The organism is Xenorhabdus sp. Sc-CR9, from assembly GCF_963897815.1.
GTDB lineage: Bacteria > Pseudomonadota > Gammaproteobacteria > Enterobacterales > Enterobacteriaceae > Xenorhabdus.
In genome coordinates this window covers 1-18186 of the sequence record NZ_CAWQTY010000209.1, presented here as the reverse complement: position 1 = coordinate 18186, position 18186 = coordinate 1, and the positions used below count along the sequence as shown (strand labels likewise).

The 18186-nt window shown below is 43.2% G+C and carries 15 protein-coding genes and 1 riboswitch; of the genes, 6 read left to right on the top strand and 9 right to left on the bottom strand.

The window, feature by feature from the left end; all coding sequences use genetic code 11:
* Positions 1-109 precede the first annotated feature (109 nt).
* The 4 genes from AACQ81_RS16275 to rhlE form a co-directional block, all read right to left on the bottom strand.
* A complete protein-coding gene (locus AACQ81_RS16275; protein ID WP_237387971.1) occupies positions 110-2941 on the bottom strand; it encodes an RHS repeat protein in 2832 nt (943 codons plus the stop codon).
* Positions 2942-3072: 131 nt separating this feature from the next.
* The gene (locus tag AACQ81_RS16270; protein ID WP_237387970.1) at positions 3073-4113 is read right to left on the bottom strand and encodes a hypothetical protein; all 1041 of its coding nucleotides are present in this window, start codon (positions 4111-4113) and stop codon (positions 3073-3075) included.
* Between the two features lie 383 nt (positions 4114-4496).
* Positions 4497-5480, bottom strand: a complete 984-nt coding sequence (gene dusC, locus AACQ81_RS16265) for a tRNA dihydrouridine(16) synthase DusC (protein ID WP_237387969.1) — start codon at positions 5478-5480, stop codon at positions 4497-4499.
* 3 nt (positions 5481-5483) lie between these two features.
* The gene (gene rhlE / locus AACQ81_RS16260) at positions 5484-6953 is read right to left on the bottom strand and encodes an ATP-dependent RNA helicase RhlE (RefSeq protein WP_237387968.1); all 1470 of its coding nucleotides are present in this window, start codon (positions 6951-6953) and stop codon (positions 5484-5486) included.
* 364 nt (positions 6954-7317) lie between these two features.
* Between rhlE and cecR the strand changes: the two genes are divergently transcribed.
* From cecR to AACQ81_RS16235, 5 genes are all read left to right on the top strand, one after another.
* Complete coding sequence (gene cecR / locus AACQ81_RS16255; protein WP_237387967.1) at positions 7318-7995, top strand: transcriptional regulator CecR; 678 nt, start codon at positions 7318-7320, stop codon at positions 7993-7995.
* Between the two features lie 81 nt (positions 7996-8076).
* Complete coding sequence (hlyD, locus tag AACQ81_RS16250; protein WP_237387966.1) at positions 8077-9087, top strand: secretion protein HlyD; 1011 nt, start codon at positions 8077-8079, stop codon at positions 9085-9087.
* 9 nt (positions 9088-9096) lie between these two features.
* Positions 9097-10833 carry an ATP-binding cassette domain-containing protein gene (locus AACQ81_RS16245; protein ID WP_237387965.1) on the top strand — a complete coding sequence of 579 codons (1737 nt, stop codon included), beginning with the start codon at positions 9097-9099 and terminating at the stop codon, positions 10831-10833.
* A complete protein-coding gene (locus AACQ81_RS16240; protein ID WP_237387964.1) occupies positions 10830-11990 on the top strand; it encodes an ABC transporter permease in 1161 nt (386 codons plus the stop codon). Before AACQ81_RS16245 ends, AACQ81_RS16240 begins: the two co-directional genes overlap by 4 nt.
* A 12-nt stretch (positions 11991-12002) precedes the next feature.
* Entirely contained in the window at positions 12003-13109 is a 1107-nt protein-coding gene (locus AACQ81_RS16235; protein WP_237387963.1) for an ABC transporter permease, read from the top strand.
* Between the two features lie 403 nt (positions 13110-13512).
* On the opposite strand, the gene AACQ81_RS16230 is transcribed toward AACQ81_RS16235, so the two are convergent.
* From AACQ81_RS16230 to moaA, 5 genes are all read right to left on the bottom strand, one after another.
* Complete coding sequence (locus tag AACQ81_RS16230) at positions 13513-14223, bottom strand: Bax inhibitor-1/YccA family protein (RefSeq protein ID WP_237387962.1); 711 nt, start codon at positions 14221-14223, stop codon at positions 13513-13515.
* A 214-nt stretch (positions 14224-14437) separates the two neighbouring features.
* Positions 14438-14893 carry a molybdopterin synthase catalytic subunit MoaE gene (moaE, locus tag AACQ81_RS16225; protein ID WP_237387961.1) on the bottom strand — a complete coding sequence of 152 codons (456 nt, stop codon included), beginning with the start codon at positions 14891-14893 and terminating at the stop codon, positions 14438-14440.
* The gene (gene moaD / locus AACQ81_RS16220; protein WP_237387960.1) at positions 14893-15138 is read right to left on the bottom strand and encodes a molybdopterin synthase sulfur carrier subunit; all 246 of its coding nucleotides are present in this window, start codon (positions 15136-15138) and stop codon (positions 14893-14895) included. Before moaD ends, moaE begins: the two co-directional genes overlap by 1 nt.
* Positions 15135-15614, bottom strand: a complete 480-nt coding sequence (gene moaC, locus AACQ81_RS16215; RefSeq protein ID WP_237387959.1) for a cyclic pyranopterin monophosphate synthase MoaC — start codon at positions 15612-15614, stop codon at positions 15135-15137. The genes moaD and moaC overlap by 4 nt, the downstream gene beginning before the upstream one ends.
* Before the next feature lie 34 nt (positions 15615-15648).
* Entirely contained in the window at positions 15649-16629 is a 981-nt protein-coding gene (moaA, locus tag AACQ81_RS16210) for a GTP 3',8-cyclase MoaA (protein WP_237387958.1), read from the bottom strand.
* A riboswitch (molybdenum cofactor riboswitch) is annotated at positions 16619-16775 on the bottom strand. (Overlaps the previous gene by 11 nt.)
* Before the next feature lie 281 nt (positions 16776-17056).
* On the opposite strand from moaA, the gene yvcK reads away from it, so the two are divergent.
* Positions 17057-17965, top strand: a complete 909-nt coding sequence (gene yvcK, locus AACQ81_RS16205) for a uridine diphosphate-N-acetylglucosamine-binding protein YvcK (protein WP_237387957.1) — start codon at positions 17057-17059, stop codon at positions 17963-17965.
* The last annotated feature ends 221 nt before the right edge of the window (positions 17966-18186 follow it).

Below are 18186 nucleotides of genomic sequence, written 5' to 3'. Positions count from 1 at the left end.
TATCACGAGTCGTATCGTGCATCAATTCGAGGGCGCGTTTTTGTTCTGGTGTCAGATGAATTTTCATGGCTGCAAGCATGATCGGGTTTGGATAAGAAATCAAGCATCTTCAATGGCGATTGGTATAGATCATGTTGTGGGTCGCCTGCTGTACCGCACTGGCCTGAACCATTGCCCCGGTTTTGGGATCGTAGGTAAAGCGCTGTTGTATACCATCCGTATCAACTTGTGTCGGGACATTGCCTAAAAATGACTCATATTGATATGTGATAACTGTGCCCAAAGGATCGGTGATCTGGCTGGGAAAAAGGCTATCCCCTGGATAGGCCATATGATAGGTACGCCCCCCGCTCGTGGTTGAGGTTAAACGATGCAGGCTGTCAACACTACGGGTACCCAGCACATGATCTCCAACCTGAATCTGTGTCACCAGATTGCTCTTGCTGAACGGAAAATAGGATTTTTGAATAACAGTACCGTCGCTGTGCCTGATGGTTGATACACGCCCAAATAAATCGTAAGTGTATTCAGTTTCTTGCCCTAACGTGTCAACCATTGTCCACAAGCGTCCCAGACCGTCATAATGATTGGCCTGCTGACTATATTGCTTGCCCTGGCTATCGTATAAAGTATGGAGGAGAGGCTGGTTCCGCTTATTATACATCACAGTACGCTTACTGAATTTTACGCCTTCCGCCTGTAGGGTGATCTCTGCGGTACGTGTGATCGGATCATATTCCTGCAAGGCACTCACGCCCGTATCCTGAGTCACGCGGTGTAACAGCCCCCAATCGTCGTATTCAAAACACTCATGGAAAGAGACCTGACGCACTTCTCCCGCATTTTGCTCCATCGGCAGCCAGTCATTACGGGTCTGGTTCACCACTCTTCCCCAACTGTCATATTCCGTTTCAGACACTATCCGCCAACCCTGAGATTCCTGTCCTTTTTCAAGTACCTCCTGCTGATAAGCGCGACCTAATCCGTCAAAACGGGTACGTACCTGATTGCCCCACACATCAGTTTGTGTGGTCGTAAGCGATCCTTTGTTTTCAATGGCATAAGCATAGTGTATTTCCTGGGTATATTTGGTATTCATATTACTGATATGCTTCTTGAGACGCCCCAAATCATCATAGTGATATTGAGCGGTACATCCCTGTGCATCCACTTCATGCCATAATTTGCGACTGAACCGCGATTGGATACTCTGAGTGGTTAAACCCAATTGATCATGTCCAACCCAGTCGATATTCTGCACCAACGTCTCGTCCTTGAGGGTGTAACTGAACTTCTGACGACTTTTCCAGTTTTCTCGCGTAAGCAGAGCAGTTGCCGTATTCGACATGGAATGCACCGTTTCATCTATATACTGGATCCGACCGTGATCCCGCAAATTTACTGCATCAACATAGTGTGTCTGCCGGTCATGCAGTAACTGGTCATTACAATACAATCCCCGATAATTGCACACCACAGCATACGAAGCTGGCGCGCCAGATAATGTAGGCAATTGGGCGTAACGATACACCTCCTGATGGATAGGCACATCCCGATATTTATCTTCAGGGGAAGACCGACACGGTATGACAGTCTTGGATTTGACATAGCGCTTGAAGCCATGAGGATCAGCTGGGCAATCTTCTCCTTCCCCATCCACTGAATAATAAATCCACTCGGTACGGGTGCCATCCGGGGCTATCTGCACCATCGGATTCCCCGCCTCATCAAACTGGGTCTGTGTCACTTCCTCATCAGAGGAATCATTGAAACGAACTGTGGCCGATTTTGGCAATTGAAACTGGGGAGCTTGTTTATCAAAATCGACGCCAACCTGTGCATAATATTCCGTCTTATGCTCCCGCTTGCACTTGTTTTGCTGCGTGACTTCGGAAACCTGCAAATGGTAGTTGTTATAACGCCGGGTAATATGACGTTGGTTGGTACCATCGTTCCAGGTTTCAGTCGAACCATACTGGTAATCACTCAACACTCCATAAAGATAATCACTGTTCTTATTCCACCTCCCCTCCCCCCCGTAACCGAGAAAATTATAATTGGTGTATTCATACGTTCGCACAATATTGGCCCCATGACCGGGGTACTGCGTATACTTGCTGACATAGGGCAAAGGGGGCAAATCGACCCCAGCAGGAAACTTATGGCCGTTAAAATTATAATTCACACTCTCCTTCAATCCCGTCGGGGACAAAACCTCGCTTAATAGCTTATTATTAGTATATATATACTTGTCATAACCCATCTCCCATTTCAATGTGTGGTTATCAGACTGCTTTTTAATCTCAGTGACATAACCATAATCAAAGAGGAGTTGGATCTCATAAGATTCAGTGGTATCTGGCCAGATTGTAATCCGAGTATAAGAGTCTAATTCATAGTCAACTGTTAACAATACATTCTCTTCATCCGAAATCGATACCAGATAGGGAACCGGAGCCAGGGCAAAATTCCATATCAGGGTTAGCGTATGCCCCAGAGGGGTGAATATCTGGACAGGCACTTTAAGATCATCAACATTGTCAGGCCCCGTCAGGACTTCAATCAGGCCGGATTTGTGAATCACCCGATAAGCATTCTGGGTGACGTCTTTTTCAAACCGCACGACATCCTGCTTGTATTGATTTAAATGAACGTCATTATTGAATTCAGTCACTTTATAACGCTCTCCGGTTGAAAGCGCTAATAGCTGATTTTTCCTGTCATACTGGGTCAGCCCCACGGAAAAACCAATGCCAAAGCCCATATTTTTCTCATTCAGGGGGTTATAAGAAAGCGTTATCGTTTGGGTCGGCCCGAGCTGATTGTTGCCGGTCAGTTGGGCTATCAATATCATATAATTAAACAGACCAGTACGAGGATCAACACTACCCATCGCTGCACTTTGAAAGTTATGGGCGTTCGAAAAAAAAGAATTATTCATTTTGTTACCTCTTTATAGGAAAAACCTATTTTTCTGGTTCAATAATAAGAAGATAAGAAAAATAAAGTTACAATAAAGATTTGTAAATATGCCAAATAGAAATAACAAAAATCCTTATTAATCACATCAAACTAATCCTCAACAAAAAAAACATCTGATTTATTTGCATTGCTATCATTATTTGGCATTAACCAATATTTACCTTTGTTTCCATATTGGTCGTAAATAATAATATAAAATTGTTTATACCAAACATCCTGTATGTGAGGAAAAGATGGGTCACCTACCACTAATATACTAAAACAAAGAAAACCATATTGTTGTTTAACTTTTATATCTACAGGAAACGTAATAGGCAAATCAAACCATTTTCTATTACCGATAGACTCCATCGTTTCTTTACCTAAGGGCCAAAGAAAGTGAGCATAATAATATCTATATCCATTATCCTCATGATAAAGCTGATGAACCTGGCCTGTTGAAACGCCTTCATCTCCCCCAATTTCTAGTTTGGTAATAATTAATCTTTCAGATGAGTCCTTTATATCAAGCGATATATAGATATTAATTTGTTCCCAGCTTGAATCAAGATGACCTGGAATTGAATACTGGCTGGCAGCCAATTCTTGTTTTTTATTTATATTAGGCAATTTATAAAATACTTCATTTATCCCAGTTAGCTGGACAAAGTCATCACCATCTTCCCCGAATACTGTAGAGTGATCTCCATCTGGTGCTTCCACAAGTACAGCTATTTGTTTGACTTGATATACCTCTGAAGATGAACAGTATACATAAAAAGTTATCCTTGCTTTTGAGTATTTCTCCTGACTCTCTACAATGGAAGATGAGACATGGGGCACAGCAGTAAATTCGTTAGGTTTATGTGAATATGCCCATTTAAAATTTGTCCCTTCTTCTACCTCAATGGGTAGTTTTTCTCCTGTATTATAGTCAACCAGAAAAGTTTTTTTTATAATGGTATTTATTGGGACATCTACTTTATTTCCATAATAATCATATGGATCAAAATAAACATTTACAGCTATTCTATTTCTTCTGTTAGCAAAGATATAGCTTTGATTACTGAGTTGAGGCAATTTTATCTTCAGATATTTTGCACTGTACCAAGGTTGAGATTCAGATTGATCGTATTTTTCAGTATCTTTCATAAAATTTTCCTTTAAATTTATTAAAATGAGTTTAAAATAAAAACCTCATGAAAATAACGGGGTATAAAAATATAATAAATATCCCCATAGCAAGCTACGGGTTATTAATATATTAATTAAACCCTGATGAATTAAATAAGGAATTTTTAAATTATAGTTAAACTTTCTAGATACGCCAGCTATAACAAAAAATAATTATCCAATCATATTCTTTATAACTATAACTTATCTATTCATTATGAATTTATTTTAATTCACATATTCCGACAAAAAATAAAACAGATAATTTATTTAAACTTAAAATAGATATTGCTTATTAATATTTTAATTAAACTTATGTTATATACCCAGCGGATTTCAAGATGCAGGAGGAATAAACACAACTAACAAACCTGAGGTTCTAAATCTATTGAATATCGCAGTAAACATTCATCTGCTGCAAGAGAGATAACGGTGGAAATTTCAGCAGACGTTTTTAATGCCCTGATTTGCATAAATAATATATCAGCTTCATTATATTCTTTACGCAAGTACCCCAACCATTGTTTAATACGGGCAACGTGATACAAACCCGTATCACCCTGCTTTTCCAGATAGGTATATTTTTGTAGTAGCTTAAGCACACCGCTCCACGGCATCCTCGGTTCGTTATATTTAATTACACGACTCAAGTTTGGCACATGCAGTGCGCCACGGCCGATCATCACAGCATCACATCCTGTAGTGTTGATACATGCCTGAGCGCTCTGCCAATCCCAGATTTCACCGTTGGCAATTACAGGAATAGAAAGGCGACGGCGAATCTCGCCAATCGCCTCCCAATTGATGTGCTCTGCCTTATAACCATCTTCTTTGGTTCGACCATGCACAACCAGTTCTGTTGCGCCAGCCTGTTGGACAGCATCCGCGATCTCAAACTGACACTCGCCAGAATCCCAGCCCAAACGGACTTTTACCGTCACTGGGAAGCCGGCTGGCACAGCTTCACGCATGGCTTTGGCACCACGATAAATGAGTTCGGGATCTTTCAGTAACGATGCCCCACCACCACTGCCATTCACAGTTTTGGAGGGGCAGCCACAATTTAAATCGACACCCCAAGATCCCAGTTCAACCGCTCTAACCGCGTTTTCTGCCAACCATTCTGGATATTGCCCCAAAAGTTGAATTCTGACCGCTGTTCCCGATGGAGTCCGACTCTGGTTATGCAATTCAGGGCACAACCGGTAAAACGATTTTACCGGCAGTAAGCTATCAACCACGCGCAGGAATTCTGTAACACAGAGATCGTACTCGTTGATTTCACTCAACAACTCCCTGACCAATGAATCCAAAACACCTTCCATCGGAGCCAGCAAAACGCGCATGGATTACTCTCCCGAAGCTATCACACGTGGCGCTTTGGTTGTGGTTCTCTGACGACGCTGACGAGAAAATTTATCTTGGCTGCGTGGACGCTCACCATTTTGATTCACATTATCTTGTTTGGAATAACCTTGCTTACTATTACTACTACGTTGGCCTCGAGGTTGTTCACTACGTGAATCGTTACCGCGAGAATCACTGCCCCAGGGACTGTTTCCATGAGAACGGCTGCCACGTGAACTGCTGTTACGGGAGTCACTGCCACGAGAATTGCTAACGCGGGAGCTGTTACCACGATCATTGCGTCCGTTCTGAATAGGCTCCGCCTTAATGGAAGGATCAGGTTCATACCCCGAAATGGCAATACGTGGAATTTCCCGCTTCAATAACCGCTCAATATCTCTCAGGAGTTTGTGTTCATCCACGCACACCAACGATATTGCCTGACCAGTTGCATCCGCACGGCCAGTACGCCCAATGCGGTGAACATAATCTTCTGCAACGTTTGGCAGTTCATAGTTGATCACATGCGGCAATTGATCGATATCCAACCCACGGGCAGCGATATCCGTTGCTACCAACACACGAATTTGTCCGGTTTTGAAATCAGCCAGTGCGCGCGTTCTTGCACCCTGACTTTTATTGCCGTGGATCGCAGCCGCAGTCACACCATCTTTATTCAGTTGTTCCGCCAGTCGGTTGGCCCCATGTTTGGTGCGGGTGAATACCAGTACCTGCTGCCAATTCTGGTTGCCTATCATGTAAGAAAGCAATTCACTTTTGCGTTTTTTGTCTACAAAGTGGATTGATTGTTCAATCTGCTCAGATGCTGAGTTACGGCGTGCCACTTCTACACTCACCGGATTATGCAGCAATTTATTGGCCAGATTTTTAATCTCATCAGAAAACGTTGCAGAAAACAGTAGATTCTGGCGTTTTGCAGGGAGTTTGCTCAATACTCGACGAATATCATGAATAAAGCCCATATCCAGCATACGGTCAGCTTCATCCAGAATCAGAATTTCAACGCGTGAGAGATCCACCGCATTTTGGTGTTCTAAATCCAGCAAGCGCCCCGGTGTTGCCACCAGAATATCGACACCACCCCGCAATTTCATCATTTGTGGATTGATGCTGACGCCACCAAACACGACAAATGAACGCAAACTGAGATATTTGCTGTAATTACGTACATTTTCACCCACCTGAGCCGCCAGCTCCCGAGTTGGTGTCAAAATCAATGCCCTGATCGGACGGCGACCTTTTCCCTGAATGGGAGATTCACTTAAGCGCTGCAAAATAGGTAAAGTAAACCCTGCTGTTTTTCCCGTTCCTGTCTGGGCGCTAGCCAGAAGATCTTTACCGGAAAGTACAACAGGAATAGCCTGTTGCTGAATAGGGGTAGGTTCCGCGTAGCCTTGTTCTTCAACAGCACGCAAAATATCAGCCTTCAAGCCGAGTGACTCAAAATTCATAAATAAGAAATACTCCAGACTTCACCATTCCTGACATCAATTCAGGGGCAGTTTTATGGGAAGAAAACAGACGCGATAAAACGCAAAGAAATAACACAAACTGCCATGCACCTAAGTGCAGCATTATAACAGATATATATTCCCAATCAGACCAGATAAACCAATTAATTAGCTCGAAGATACGGATTGCAGACAAACGATTACGATAATTTTTCAAAAACAGGAAAATTCTTTTTTATAAGCGTCTATTAAAAAGGCAATTTGTGTCAGCTTTACATCGACTTACTTTAGTTTTAAAGTTAATCATACGATTGATATATTTACGACACTCCCGAAAATTTTTTGTAACAGGAACTCTTTAAACATGGCAGAGAAGACGGCTCAAACTTCACGAGGCGAACAAGCCAAACAGCAACTTCTTGAAGCGGCAATAGAAATTTTTGGCAGATCTGGTCTGGAAGGCGCCACTACCCGCAATATCGCCCAGCACGCACAACAAAATATCGCTGCCATTGCTTACTATTTTGGTTCCAAGGAGGGATTATATCTCGCTGTCGTGCAGCATATCGCTGATAGACTAAAATCAGAATTTACCCCACTGGTTGGGGCTATTGACCATTTCTTTACCAAAACTCCGAAACCTTATCCACAAGAACAAATACTGGAATTCATTCATCAAGGAATGGTTAGCTATAACCGCCTGATTTTCGAGAAAAGCAGTATTAATATCAGCCGCATCATGTCACATGAACAATTAACGCCAACAGAGGCTTACAACGTCATGCATGAGCAAGGTCTGGCTCCGATTTATTCACGTTTGAATAAATTAATCGCTAATTATATCGGTGCTGATGAAGACCAAATTTCAACCCAAATCCATACCCACGCCCTATTGGGCGAAATTCTTTCTTTCCGTCTGGCACGGGAAGCTTTATTGCGCCAAACAGGTTGGGACAACATTGGTGCCAAAGAGTACGCATTAATCAATCAGGTTTTATCTCAACATATCAATTTATTGCTTGATGGGTTACGGAATAGATAACGCTACAGCCGTATATATCCTAAGATCTTTCAACCAATTGCAAAATCTCAGGTTTAAATTGAACAAGACATAAGGGATAGTATGAACAATAAAAAGTTTGCTCTTGCCCTATTGGCGCTCATTGTTGTTATCGGAGCCATTGCTGGCATTTATTATTATCAGGAACAAAATAGCAAAGAGTTAACCTTATATGGCAATGTCGATGTCAGAACTGTCAATCTTAGTTTTCGGGTTGCCGGTAAACTGTCAAGCCTGCAAGTCGATGAAGGTGATGCCATTACGGCAGGTCAGACTCTCGGTCATCTTGATAATGCTCCCTTTATTCATGCCCTGAACCAAGCCAAAGCCGCCCAAGATGTTGCCAAAGCTAACCTTGCCAAAGCTGAAGCGGGTTATCGCACTGAAGAAATCGCTCAAGTCCGCGCTGAAGTTACTCAAAAAGAGTCAGCATTTCACTTTGCCGATAGTTTTTTGAAACGTCAGCAAGGATTGTGGCAGAGTAAAACTATCTCAGCCAATGAGCTGGAAAACGCCAAAACCGGGCGCAATCAGGCATTCGCTGCCCATCAGGCCGCAAAAGATAAATTACGCCAGTTCGAAACCGGTTATCGAATAGAGGAAATTGCGGCTGCCAAGGCGCAACTTGCTCAAGCGCAAGCAACTGTCGCACAGGCGGAACTCAATCTGAAAGATACTCAACTTACTGCTCCATCAGCAGGTGTTATCCTGACCAGAGCCATTGAACCGGGCACTATGTTAGCGGCTGGAAACACGGTTTTTACCCTGTCACTGACCAATCCTGTCTGGATCAGAGCATATATTGATGAGCCTAATCTGAATCAGGCTACCGCAGGACGAGAAATTTTGATTTATACCGATGGACGGAAAAATCAACCTTATCATGGCAAAATCGGCTTTGTATCTCCAACGGCCGAATTTACACCTAAAAATGTTGAAACACCGGATTTAAGAACGGATTTGGTCTATCGCCTGCGGATCATTGTCCTTGACCCCGATGAGGGAATAAAACAGGGAATGCCAGCCACCTTGCGCTTTACTGATTCGAATTTCACTGAAGCAAAAGATAAGTAAGGTAATGACATGACCAGTTCAGCTTATAGAATAAAACTGAACGGCGTGGAAAAAACCTTTCCAGGATTGGACACCCCTGCTGTATCTCGTCTACAGGCAGAAATTCAGGGTGGCTCAGTTACAGGTCTTGTCGGCCCGGATGGTGCTGGAAAAACCACGTTGATACGCATGCTGGCCGGTTTATTGAAGCCTGATAGCGGCAATATAGAAATCATGGGACTTGATCCCATCAAGAATAGTGTTCAAGTTCGTTCTGAACTCGGCTATATGCCACAGAAATTCGGCCTGTATGAAGATTTAACCGTAATGGAAAATCTGACTTTATATGCCGATTTGCGCGGCGTGATGGGTGAAGAACGCAAGGCAACATTTCAAAAATTACTGACTTTCACCGATTTAACCCGCTTTACCGAACGGTTGGCCGGTAAATTATCCGGCGGCATGAAGCAGAAACTGGGTCTGGCTTGTACGCTTTTGGGTAGCCCGAAAGTTTTGCTGCTTGACGAACCGGGCGTGGGCGTTGACCCTATCGCTCGCCGTGAATTATGGCAAATGGTGCATGAACTCGCTTCCGACGGTATGTTGATCCTGTGGAGCACTTCGTATCTGGATGAAGCCGAATTGTGCCGCGATGTTTTGCTGCTGAACCACGGTGAATTGCTCTATCGTGGTCAACCCCAAAATTTAACCCGAAATATTGCAGGCCGCTCTTTTTTGCTTGATGTCAAACAGGAAGCACGCCGCAAAATGCTGCAACATGCCCTTACCCTGCCTCAAGTCACGGACGGCGTTATTCAAGGAAGATATGTTCGCCTGATCTTAAAAGAGAAAGCGGATAAAAATGTATTACTCCGGCAAATAGGGTTATCAGAAGATAATATTTTCGATGCTGAACCACGTTTCGAAGATGCCTTTATCGATTTGTTGGGCGGCGGCCCATCTCATCGTTCAGAATTGGCTGAAATCATGCCTAAAATCCCGCCAAATCCGACAGAAACCGTAATAGAAGCCTGTAATCTGACCAAAAAATTCGGGGATTTCGCCGCTACTGACAATGTAGATTTCGAAGTGAAGCGTGGAGAAATTTTTGGCCTGCTGGGGCCTAATGGTGCCGGAAAATCCACCACGTTCAAAATGATGTGTGGACTGATGATCCCTACATCCGGCAAGGCTCTGGTTCTGGATATGGATTTAAAAACCAGTTCAGGCAAGGCACGTCAACGCCTTGGTTATATGGCCCAGAAATTCTCCCTGTATAGCAATTTGACGGTTGAGCAAAACCTTAAATTTTTTTCCGGTGTTTACGGGCTGAAAGGCCGGCATCAGCGAGAAAAAATGTCTGATATGATCAGCGCCTTCAATCTCGAACCCATCTTACATCAAAAGACGGATAGTCTCCCACTCGGCTTTAAACAACGTCTTGCCCTTTCCTGCGCATTGATGCACGAGCCTGACATTTTGTTTTTGGATGAACCCACTTCCGGTGTCGATCCGCTGACCCGGCGAGAATTTTGGTTGCATATCAACGGGATGGTTGATAAAGGCGTTACGGTAATGGTAACCACTCACTTTATGGATGAAGCCGAATACTGTGACCGCATCGGGTTGGTGTTCCGAGGACGATTGATCGCAGCGGGCACACCTGACGAGCTGAAACAATTGGTCTCTACGGATGAACACCCTAACCCTTCTATGGAAGATGCGTTTATCGATCTCGTGGTGAATTACGATAAGGAGCCGCAATGAATCATTCTGAACATACAGCATCCCAGAAAGCAGTCAGTTTCTCATGGCGCCGATTGAAAGCACTTTGCGTTAAGGAAACTAAGCAAATTATCCGTGATCCCAGCAGTGCTTTAATTGCGGTGGTTATTCCTTTGATGCTGCTCTTTATTTTTGGCTATGGTATTAACCTTGATTCAAGTAAACTTCGCCTCGGTATTCTGATGGAGCAACAAAGCGAAGATGCCCGTGAATTAGTGCATGCCTTTACAGGATCGCCCTATATTGATGCCACTATCAGCGATAATCGCCAGTTCTTAATCAATAAAATGCAGGAGAACCAACTTCGAGGCATCATCGTAATTCCGGTCAATTTTGATGCTCAGCTTGCCCGCGTCGATAGCCATGCTCCTATTCAAGTCATTACTGATGGCAGTGAACCCAATACTGCTAATTTTGTTCAGGGTTATGCTAAAGGCATCTGGCAAATCTGGCTCCAGCACCGGGGGCAAAATCAAGGTGTTTCGACTACGCCATTGATTGATACACAGATCCGTTATTGGTTTAACTCCTCCGCCATTAGTCAACATTTTCTTATCCCCGGTGCAGTCTCAATTATCATGACCGTTGTCGGTGCAATCCTCACTTCACTCGTGGTTGCCCGCGAATGGGAACGCGGAACGATGGAAGCACTGCTCTCTACCCAAGTCACCCGAACCGAATTATTGCTTGCCAAGTTACTGCCCTATCAAGTGCTCGGTTCTTTTGTCATGGTACTGTGCATGGTATTTACGGTTTTTGTGCTGGGTGTTCCCTATCGTGGCTCACTCTGGATACTGGCATTAGTTTCCAGCCTTTATCTTGCTACCGCTTTAGGCATGGGGCTGCTCATCTCTACTCTGACGCGAAATCAGTTCAATGCAGCGATGATTTCTCTCAATGCGGCTTTTTTGCCAGCCATTATGTTGTCCGGTTTTGTTTTCGAAATAGACAGTATGCCTGCGCTTATTCAGGCTTCTACTTATGTCGTGCCCGCACGTTATTTTGTCAGTAGCCTACAGACACTCTTTCTGGCCGGAAATATCGGTACAGTATTGATCACCAATCTTCTCCTGCTGATTGCCAGCTCCGTCGTCTTTATTGGCCTGACTGCGTGGAAAACTCGTCGGCATTTGGATTAAAAAGGAAAGAGCATGTTTTATCGTTTATATACGTTAATCATGAAAGAGTTGCAGTCTCTGCTAAGAGAACCGCAAACACGAAATATTTTAATTTTGCCGGTCATTTTGCAAATGATCCTGTTTCCGTGGGCCGCAACGCTGGAAGTCAAAAATGCCACTATTGCGATTTATAATGAGGACAAAGGGCAAGCCTCAATTGAATTAACCCAACGGCTGGCAAAATCGAAAGCATTTCCTGATGTTATTTTACTGACAAGTTCACAAGAAATCCGGCCTACCTTGGATGATCGCAAGGCATTGCTACTGGTACGCTTCCCACAAAATTTCAGCGCCAATATCGCCAGCCAGAATCCGACTGCAATTCAGGTCTTACTGGATGGACGTAACTCCAACAGTGCTCAGATAGCTGCCAACTATATTCAGCAAATAGTGATGGATTACCAGAAACAATTATTGGTAAATGCACCGAAAGCCAATAACAGCGAATTAATCATCCGCAACTGGTATAACGCCAATCTGGATTATAAATGGTTTGTCGTACCCTCATTGGTTGCCATGATTACTACCATTGGTGTCCTGATTGTGACGGCGTTGTCTGTCGCCCGTGAACGGGAACAGGGAACATTGGATCAATTACTGGTTTCTCCACTGGCAACATGGCAGATTTTCCTCGGCAAAGCGATTCCGGCGTTGGTCGTGGCGACTATGCAGGCAACTATTGTTTTACTAATTGGAACGTTATTTTACCAAATCCCCTTTGCAGGTTCGTTGCTGCTATTTTATGGCTGCATGTTGATTTATGGGTTATCTCTGGTTGGTTTCGGTCTACTGATTTCTGCGGTCTGTTCCACCCAGCAACAGGCTTTTATCGGCGTGTTTGTGTTTATGATGCCCGCTATCCTGCTTTCTGGATATATTTCTCCGGTTGAGAATATGCCTGTCTGGCTACAAGACATCACATGGATTAACCCAATCCGGCATTTTACAGATATTACCAAGCAAATTTATTTGAAAGGGGCTGATTTATCAGTGATCTGGCCAAATTTATGGCCATTGTTGGCTATTACAGCAACGACGGGCGGGGTTGCCTATCGATTGTTCCGAAGCAAAATTGCTTGATAACAATTAAAATAGAGGAAAGAGAGGGGAATTTGACAAAATATACTCTCTTTTCTAGGTTTAATTTTATCTTAAATATGAAAAATAGATTTAGGCTGGTAACTAAATATTATTGCGTTGCATTACCCGATAACCACACTTGTATTCACATAATAATAGCTCACTTCCCCCGTTGCTATAATAAAAAACACTATGTTATATTCACATTTGTGAATATAACATCATTGATTAAATCGGTTTTCATAATAGCGATACACTCAAATTATAAGGTTGCCTTACTCCTCGCTGCGCGAGGAGTAAAGAAATGATCTACAATTTTTGAATTCTATTTAATACTCTTCAATATAAAAACCCTGCTTTTGGCAGGGTTTTTATATTGAAGAGTAACGCTATATGTCAGTGATTATCGACGATCACCCAAAATACGCAGCAACATCAAGAACAGGTTAATGAAGTCCAGATACAGAGTCAGAGCGCCAGTGATAGAATATCTGCGCAGGTTCTCTTTATCATTAACATCCATTTGTTCACCCATTTCTTTCAGTTTCTGAGTGTCATATGCAGTCAAACCAGCAAAAACCACAACACCGATATAGGTGATTGCCCACATTAATGCCGGACTTTTCAACCAGATGTTTATCAAAGAAGCCAGAATGATGCCGATAAGCGCCATAAACAGAAAACTACCCAGACCACTCAGACTGCGTTTAGTTGTATAACCATAAACACTCAATGCACCAAACATACCCGCTGAAACCACGAGTGTACTGGCAATCGAGCTACTGGTATAAATCACAAAAATACTAGAAAGCGTCAGACCCGTCAGCATGGAGTAGAACATGAATAACCCTGTCGCTAACGCCCCGCTCATTTTATGAACCAGACCAGACAGCACAAATACCAAGGCAAGTTGTGCAATGATCAAACCATAAAAAACAATGGAACTGCTAAAAATGGCGTATAAAATTTCAGGAGTATTTGCTACATACCATGCAACAAACGCGGTTAACAACAAACCACAAGTCATCCAACCGTAGACTTGAGTCATATAAGTTTGTATACCAGAACTGGTTTTCTGGACAATCGAACCATTAGAACGTTGATATCGGTCCATGACGATTACCTTTTCATGACAATGTTTAAGGATTGAGACTGTTTAAAAATAAACAATCTATTCAAAAGTTATACATTAGCATAGAACATTAACAAAGCCATCCGCCAATTAACGACAATTTCAGTGACATATTATTTATCTGCCCGGTTTTCATGATAGTTCGCAAAATGATCTACTAATCCTTTATTTGAATGTCTTCGTTTCAGCTCTTTCGTTACCAGCGATTTGCCGCTTCCTGATCACTTTGTCTCGTTTCAACCCAGCGTTCACCTTCTGCAAGAGACTCTTTTTTCCAGAATGGTGCTTTGGTTTTCAGATAGTCCATGATAAATTCTGCTGCCGTAAAAGCTATGCTGCGATGAGAACTTGTGACGCCAACAAATACAATTTCATCTCCCGGATACAATTCCCCAATTCGATGAATAATACTGATACGTTGCAAAGACCAACGTTGGCGCGCTTCATCAGTAATTTCCTGCAACATCTTTTCTGTCATGCCAGGATAATGCTCAAGCATCAGCGCGTTAACGTTATCACCCAGATTGTGGTTACGAACCTTGCCTGTAAAAGTTACAACAGCACCGTCTTCATCACATAGTGAAAGCCATTGGTATTCATCGCCCACACTGAATACCTCCCGCTGAACACGGATTCGGGTATTTCCCATCATCAACCTCCCGTGACAGGTGGGAAGAAAGCCACTTCATCACCATCATTCAACGGGTGTTCAGCATGGACAAAGGATTGATTGACAGCCACCAGCAATTTACCTTCCTCTAAGGCAACCCCCCATCGTTCGCCTTTTTCAATCAATGCATGACGAAGACCGGCTACCGTTGGGTGATTATTCGGCAATTCCAGTGAGTCTGTACCTACCAATTCACGGACTTGAGCAAAAAACAGTACCTTGATCATGCTTTCACCTTAAAATTTCCTGATTTTCCACCGCTTTTTTTCAGCAAACGAACAGGCCCAATAACCATATCTTTTTGCACCGCTTTACACATGTCATAAATCGTCAATGCGGCTACCGATGCTGCGGTCAAAGCTTCCATTTCCACACCTGTTTTCCCGGTTAAGCGACAGCAAGATTCAATTCTGACACGGTTATGTTCTATTTGTGCTTCCAGTTGAACTTCCACTTTACTGAGCAGCAGCGGATGGCAAAGCGGGATTAATTCCCAAGTCCTTTTAGCCGCCTGAATGCCCGCAATACGAGCAGTCGCAAAGACATCCCCTTTATGATGATCACCGGCAATGATCATTGCCAATGTTTCAGCCTGCATTTCAACAAATGCTTCTGCCCTTGCCTCACGCACAGTTTCTGATTTGGCAGAAATATCCACCATATGAGCTTCACCCGCAGTATTGATATGGGTCAGTTGGGACATTCTTTACTCCTAAAAAATGGGTCTTGAAGTTAAATTAACCACCAATAAAAGAAAGATTGGGAGTGATTCCACTGTCACCCTGATGTAAAAAGTGAGTCTCACGTTTATGGCGCAACCCACCTTGAATCCGTAGTTTTAGTGCTTCAAGTGACGCGCCGTCATATAATAAATCGCGTAATGGGATGCCTTGTTCACCAAACAGACACAAATGAAGGTTACCAATCGCAGAGACTCTCAAGCGGTTGCAGCTTTGGCAAAAGTTTTTTTCATACGGCATGATAAGGCCTATCTCGCCCTGATAATCAGGATGGCGGAAGACCTGAGCCGGCCCGTCGCTGCGGGTATTCTGTTTTTGTTGCCAACCTTGTTGCAACAACCGGCTGCGGATAACCTCACCAGAAAGGTGGTGACGATGAAAAATGTCGTGACCTTCACCCGTTTCCATCAATTCAATAAAGCGCAACTGAATTGAACGCGGTTTAACCCAGTCAAGAAAAACTGGCAAGTTAATATCATTCACATTTTTCATCAGCACAGCGTTAACTTTTACTGTGTTAAATCCTGCGTCAAACGCAGCATCAATACCACGCATAACCTGAAAAAATTTATCCTGCCCCGTGATGGCGTGAAACTGACGAGGATCGAGACTATCAACACTGATGTTAATGGCTGTCAGACCTGCCTCCTTCCATTTGGATACATCCCGTTCCATCCGGTAACCATTGGTTGTTACTGCAATTTTTTTGACCTGTGGGTTTTCGTGAACTGCGGCAATAATATCGCAGAAATCCCGGCGCATAGTTGGCTCTCCCCCTGTCAGACGGATTTTTTCTGTACCAAGTTCGGCAAAGGCGCGACTGACGCGGCGAATTTCGGACAGGGAAAGAAATGATTTATGACCATGAGGCCGATATCCATCAGGCAAACAATATGTGCAACGAAAGTTACACACATCAGTAATTGATAACCTCAGGTAATAAAATTTACGCAAAAATGCGTCTACGAGCTGTTCCACAATAACACCTTCCAAGTACAGGAGATGCGGGCATTTCTACCTTGCACCTTGGTGACTCAGGAGCCACGGCCAAAGTATCATATCAATGTGTTATCCGTTTGATAGAGCAACGACTTAGACACAGAGGCTAGGAGTTAATATCAATTAAACTTTTATGCGAATAATTACGTGAGTGACGATGTGCTCATCCAAGATTTTACCGCTTAAAATAATAAAAAGCTAATGCCACATTCGGTATATATCTTAATATATAACGAGTTAACCAAAAACAATAACACTTGATTTCTACAATATTTTTATGCTGTCGTTAAAAAATATCAGACAAAAAACCGCATGAAATCACAGCAATTACTGAACGCATCATTTTTTATGATAAATTACACGAGATTTATTAGACCCACCAACTTTAGCCAGTAACAGGAATCTTATGCGTAATCGCACATTAGCTGATTTGGATCGTGTAGTCGCCCTTGGTGGCGGTCATGGACTCGGACGCGTTATGTCTTCTCTTTCTTCTCTCGGTGCCCGTCTGACCGGCATTGTCACAACAACCGACAATGGGGGTTCGACCGGAAGAATACGACGCTCAGAAGGTGGGATCGCTTGGGGAGATATGCGTAATTGTCTCAATCAGCTAATCACAGAACCTACCATTGCCTCTGCCATGTTTGAGTATCGATTTGGTGGCAATGGCGAACTGGCTGGTCATAATTTGGGTAATTTAATGTTGAAGGCGCTGGATCATTTAAGTGTCCGCCCTCTGGAGGCGATTAACCTGCTCCGCAATCTGCTGAAAGTAAATGCACATCTGATCCCTATGTCAGAACAAGCAGTTGATTTAATGGCCGTGGATGATCTAGGCAATACCGTATATGGCGAAGTAAATGTTGACCAGCTTAATTGTGTACCACAGGAGTTATTTCTCTATCCCCATGTTAATGCCACTAAAGAAGCATTGGATGCCATTGAACAAGCCGATTTGATTTTAATCGGTCCCGGTAGTTTTTTTACCAGCCTAATGCCATTGTTATTGCTGGAGGATTTAACTCAATCACTGCGCCGTAGCAACGCAAATATGATTTATATTGGCAATCTGGGGAAAGAACTCAGCCATTCTGCTGCCGAATTATCGTTAAAAGACAAGCTGGAAATAATGGAAAATAAAATTGGACGTAAAATGATTAATGCGCTTATTGTCGGCCCTTGCACCGATATCAGCCTTTTCCATGATCGAATTGTCAGCCAACAAGTGTTAGAAGCTCAGGATATTCCCTATCGCCATGATCGTGAGTTATTACGGCAAGCGATAGAAAATACCCTGCAAAAATTGGGTTAGCTCAAATAGTATTGATAGAGAGCGAAATTATTCACTCTCTATACCTTCATCTTTCAAGTTACAGTTTTGTCGGCTGCATCCCGAAATTCATTGTATATACCAATCGCCATTGAAGATGCTTGATTTCTTATCCAAACCCGATCATGCTTGCAGCCATGAAAATTCATCTGACACCAGAACAAAAACGCGCCCTCGAATTGATGCACGATACGACTCGTGAT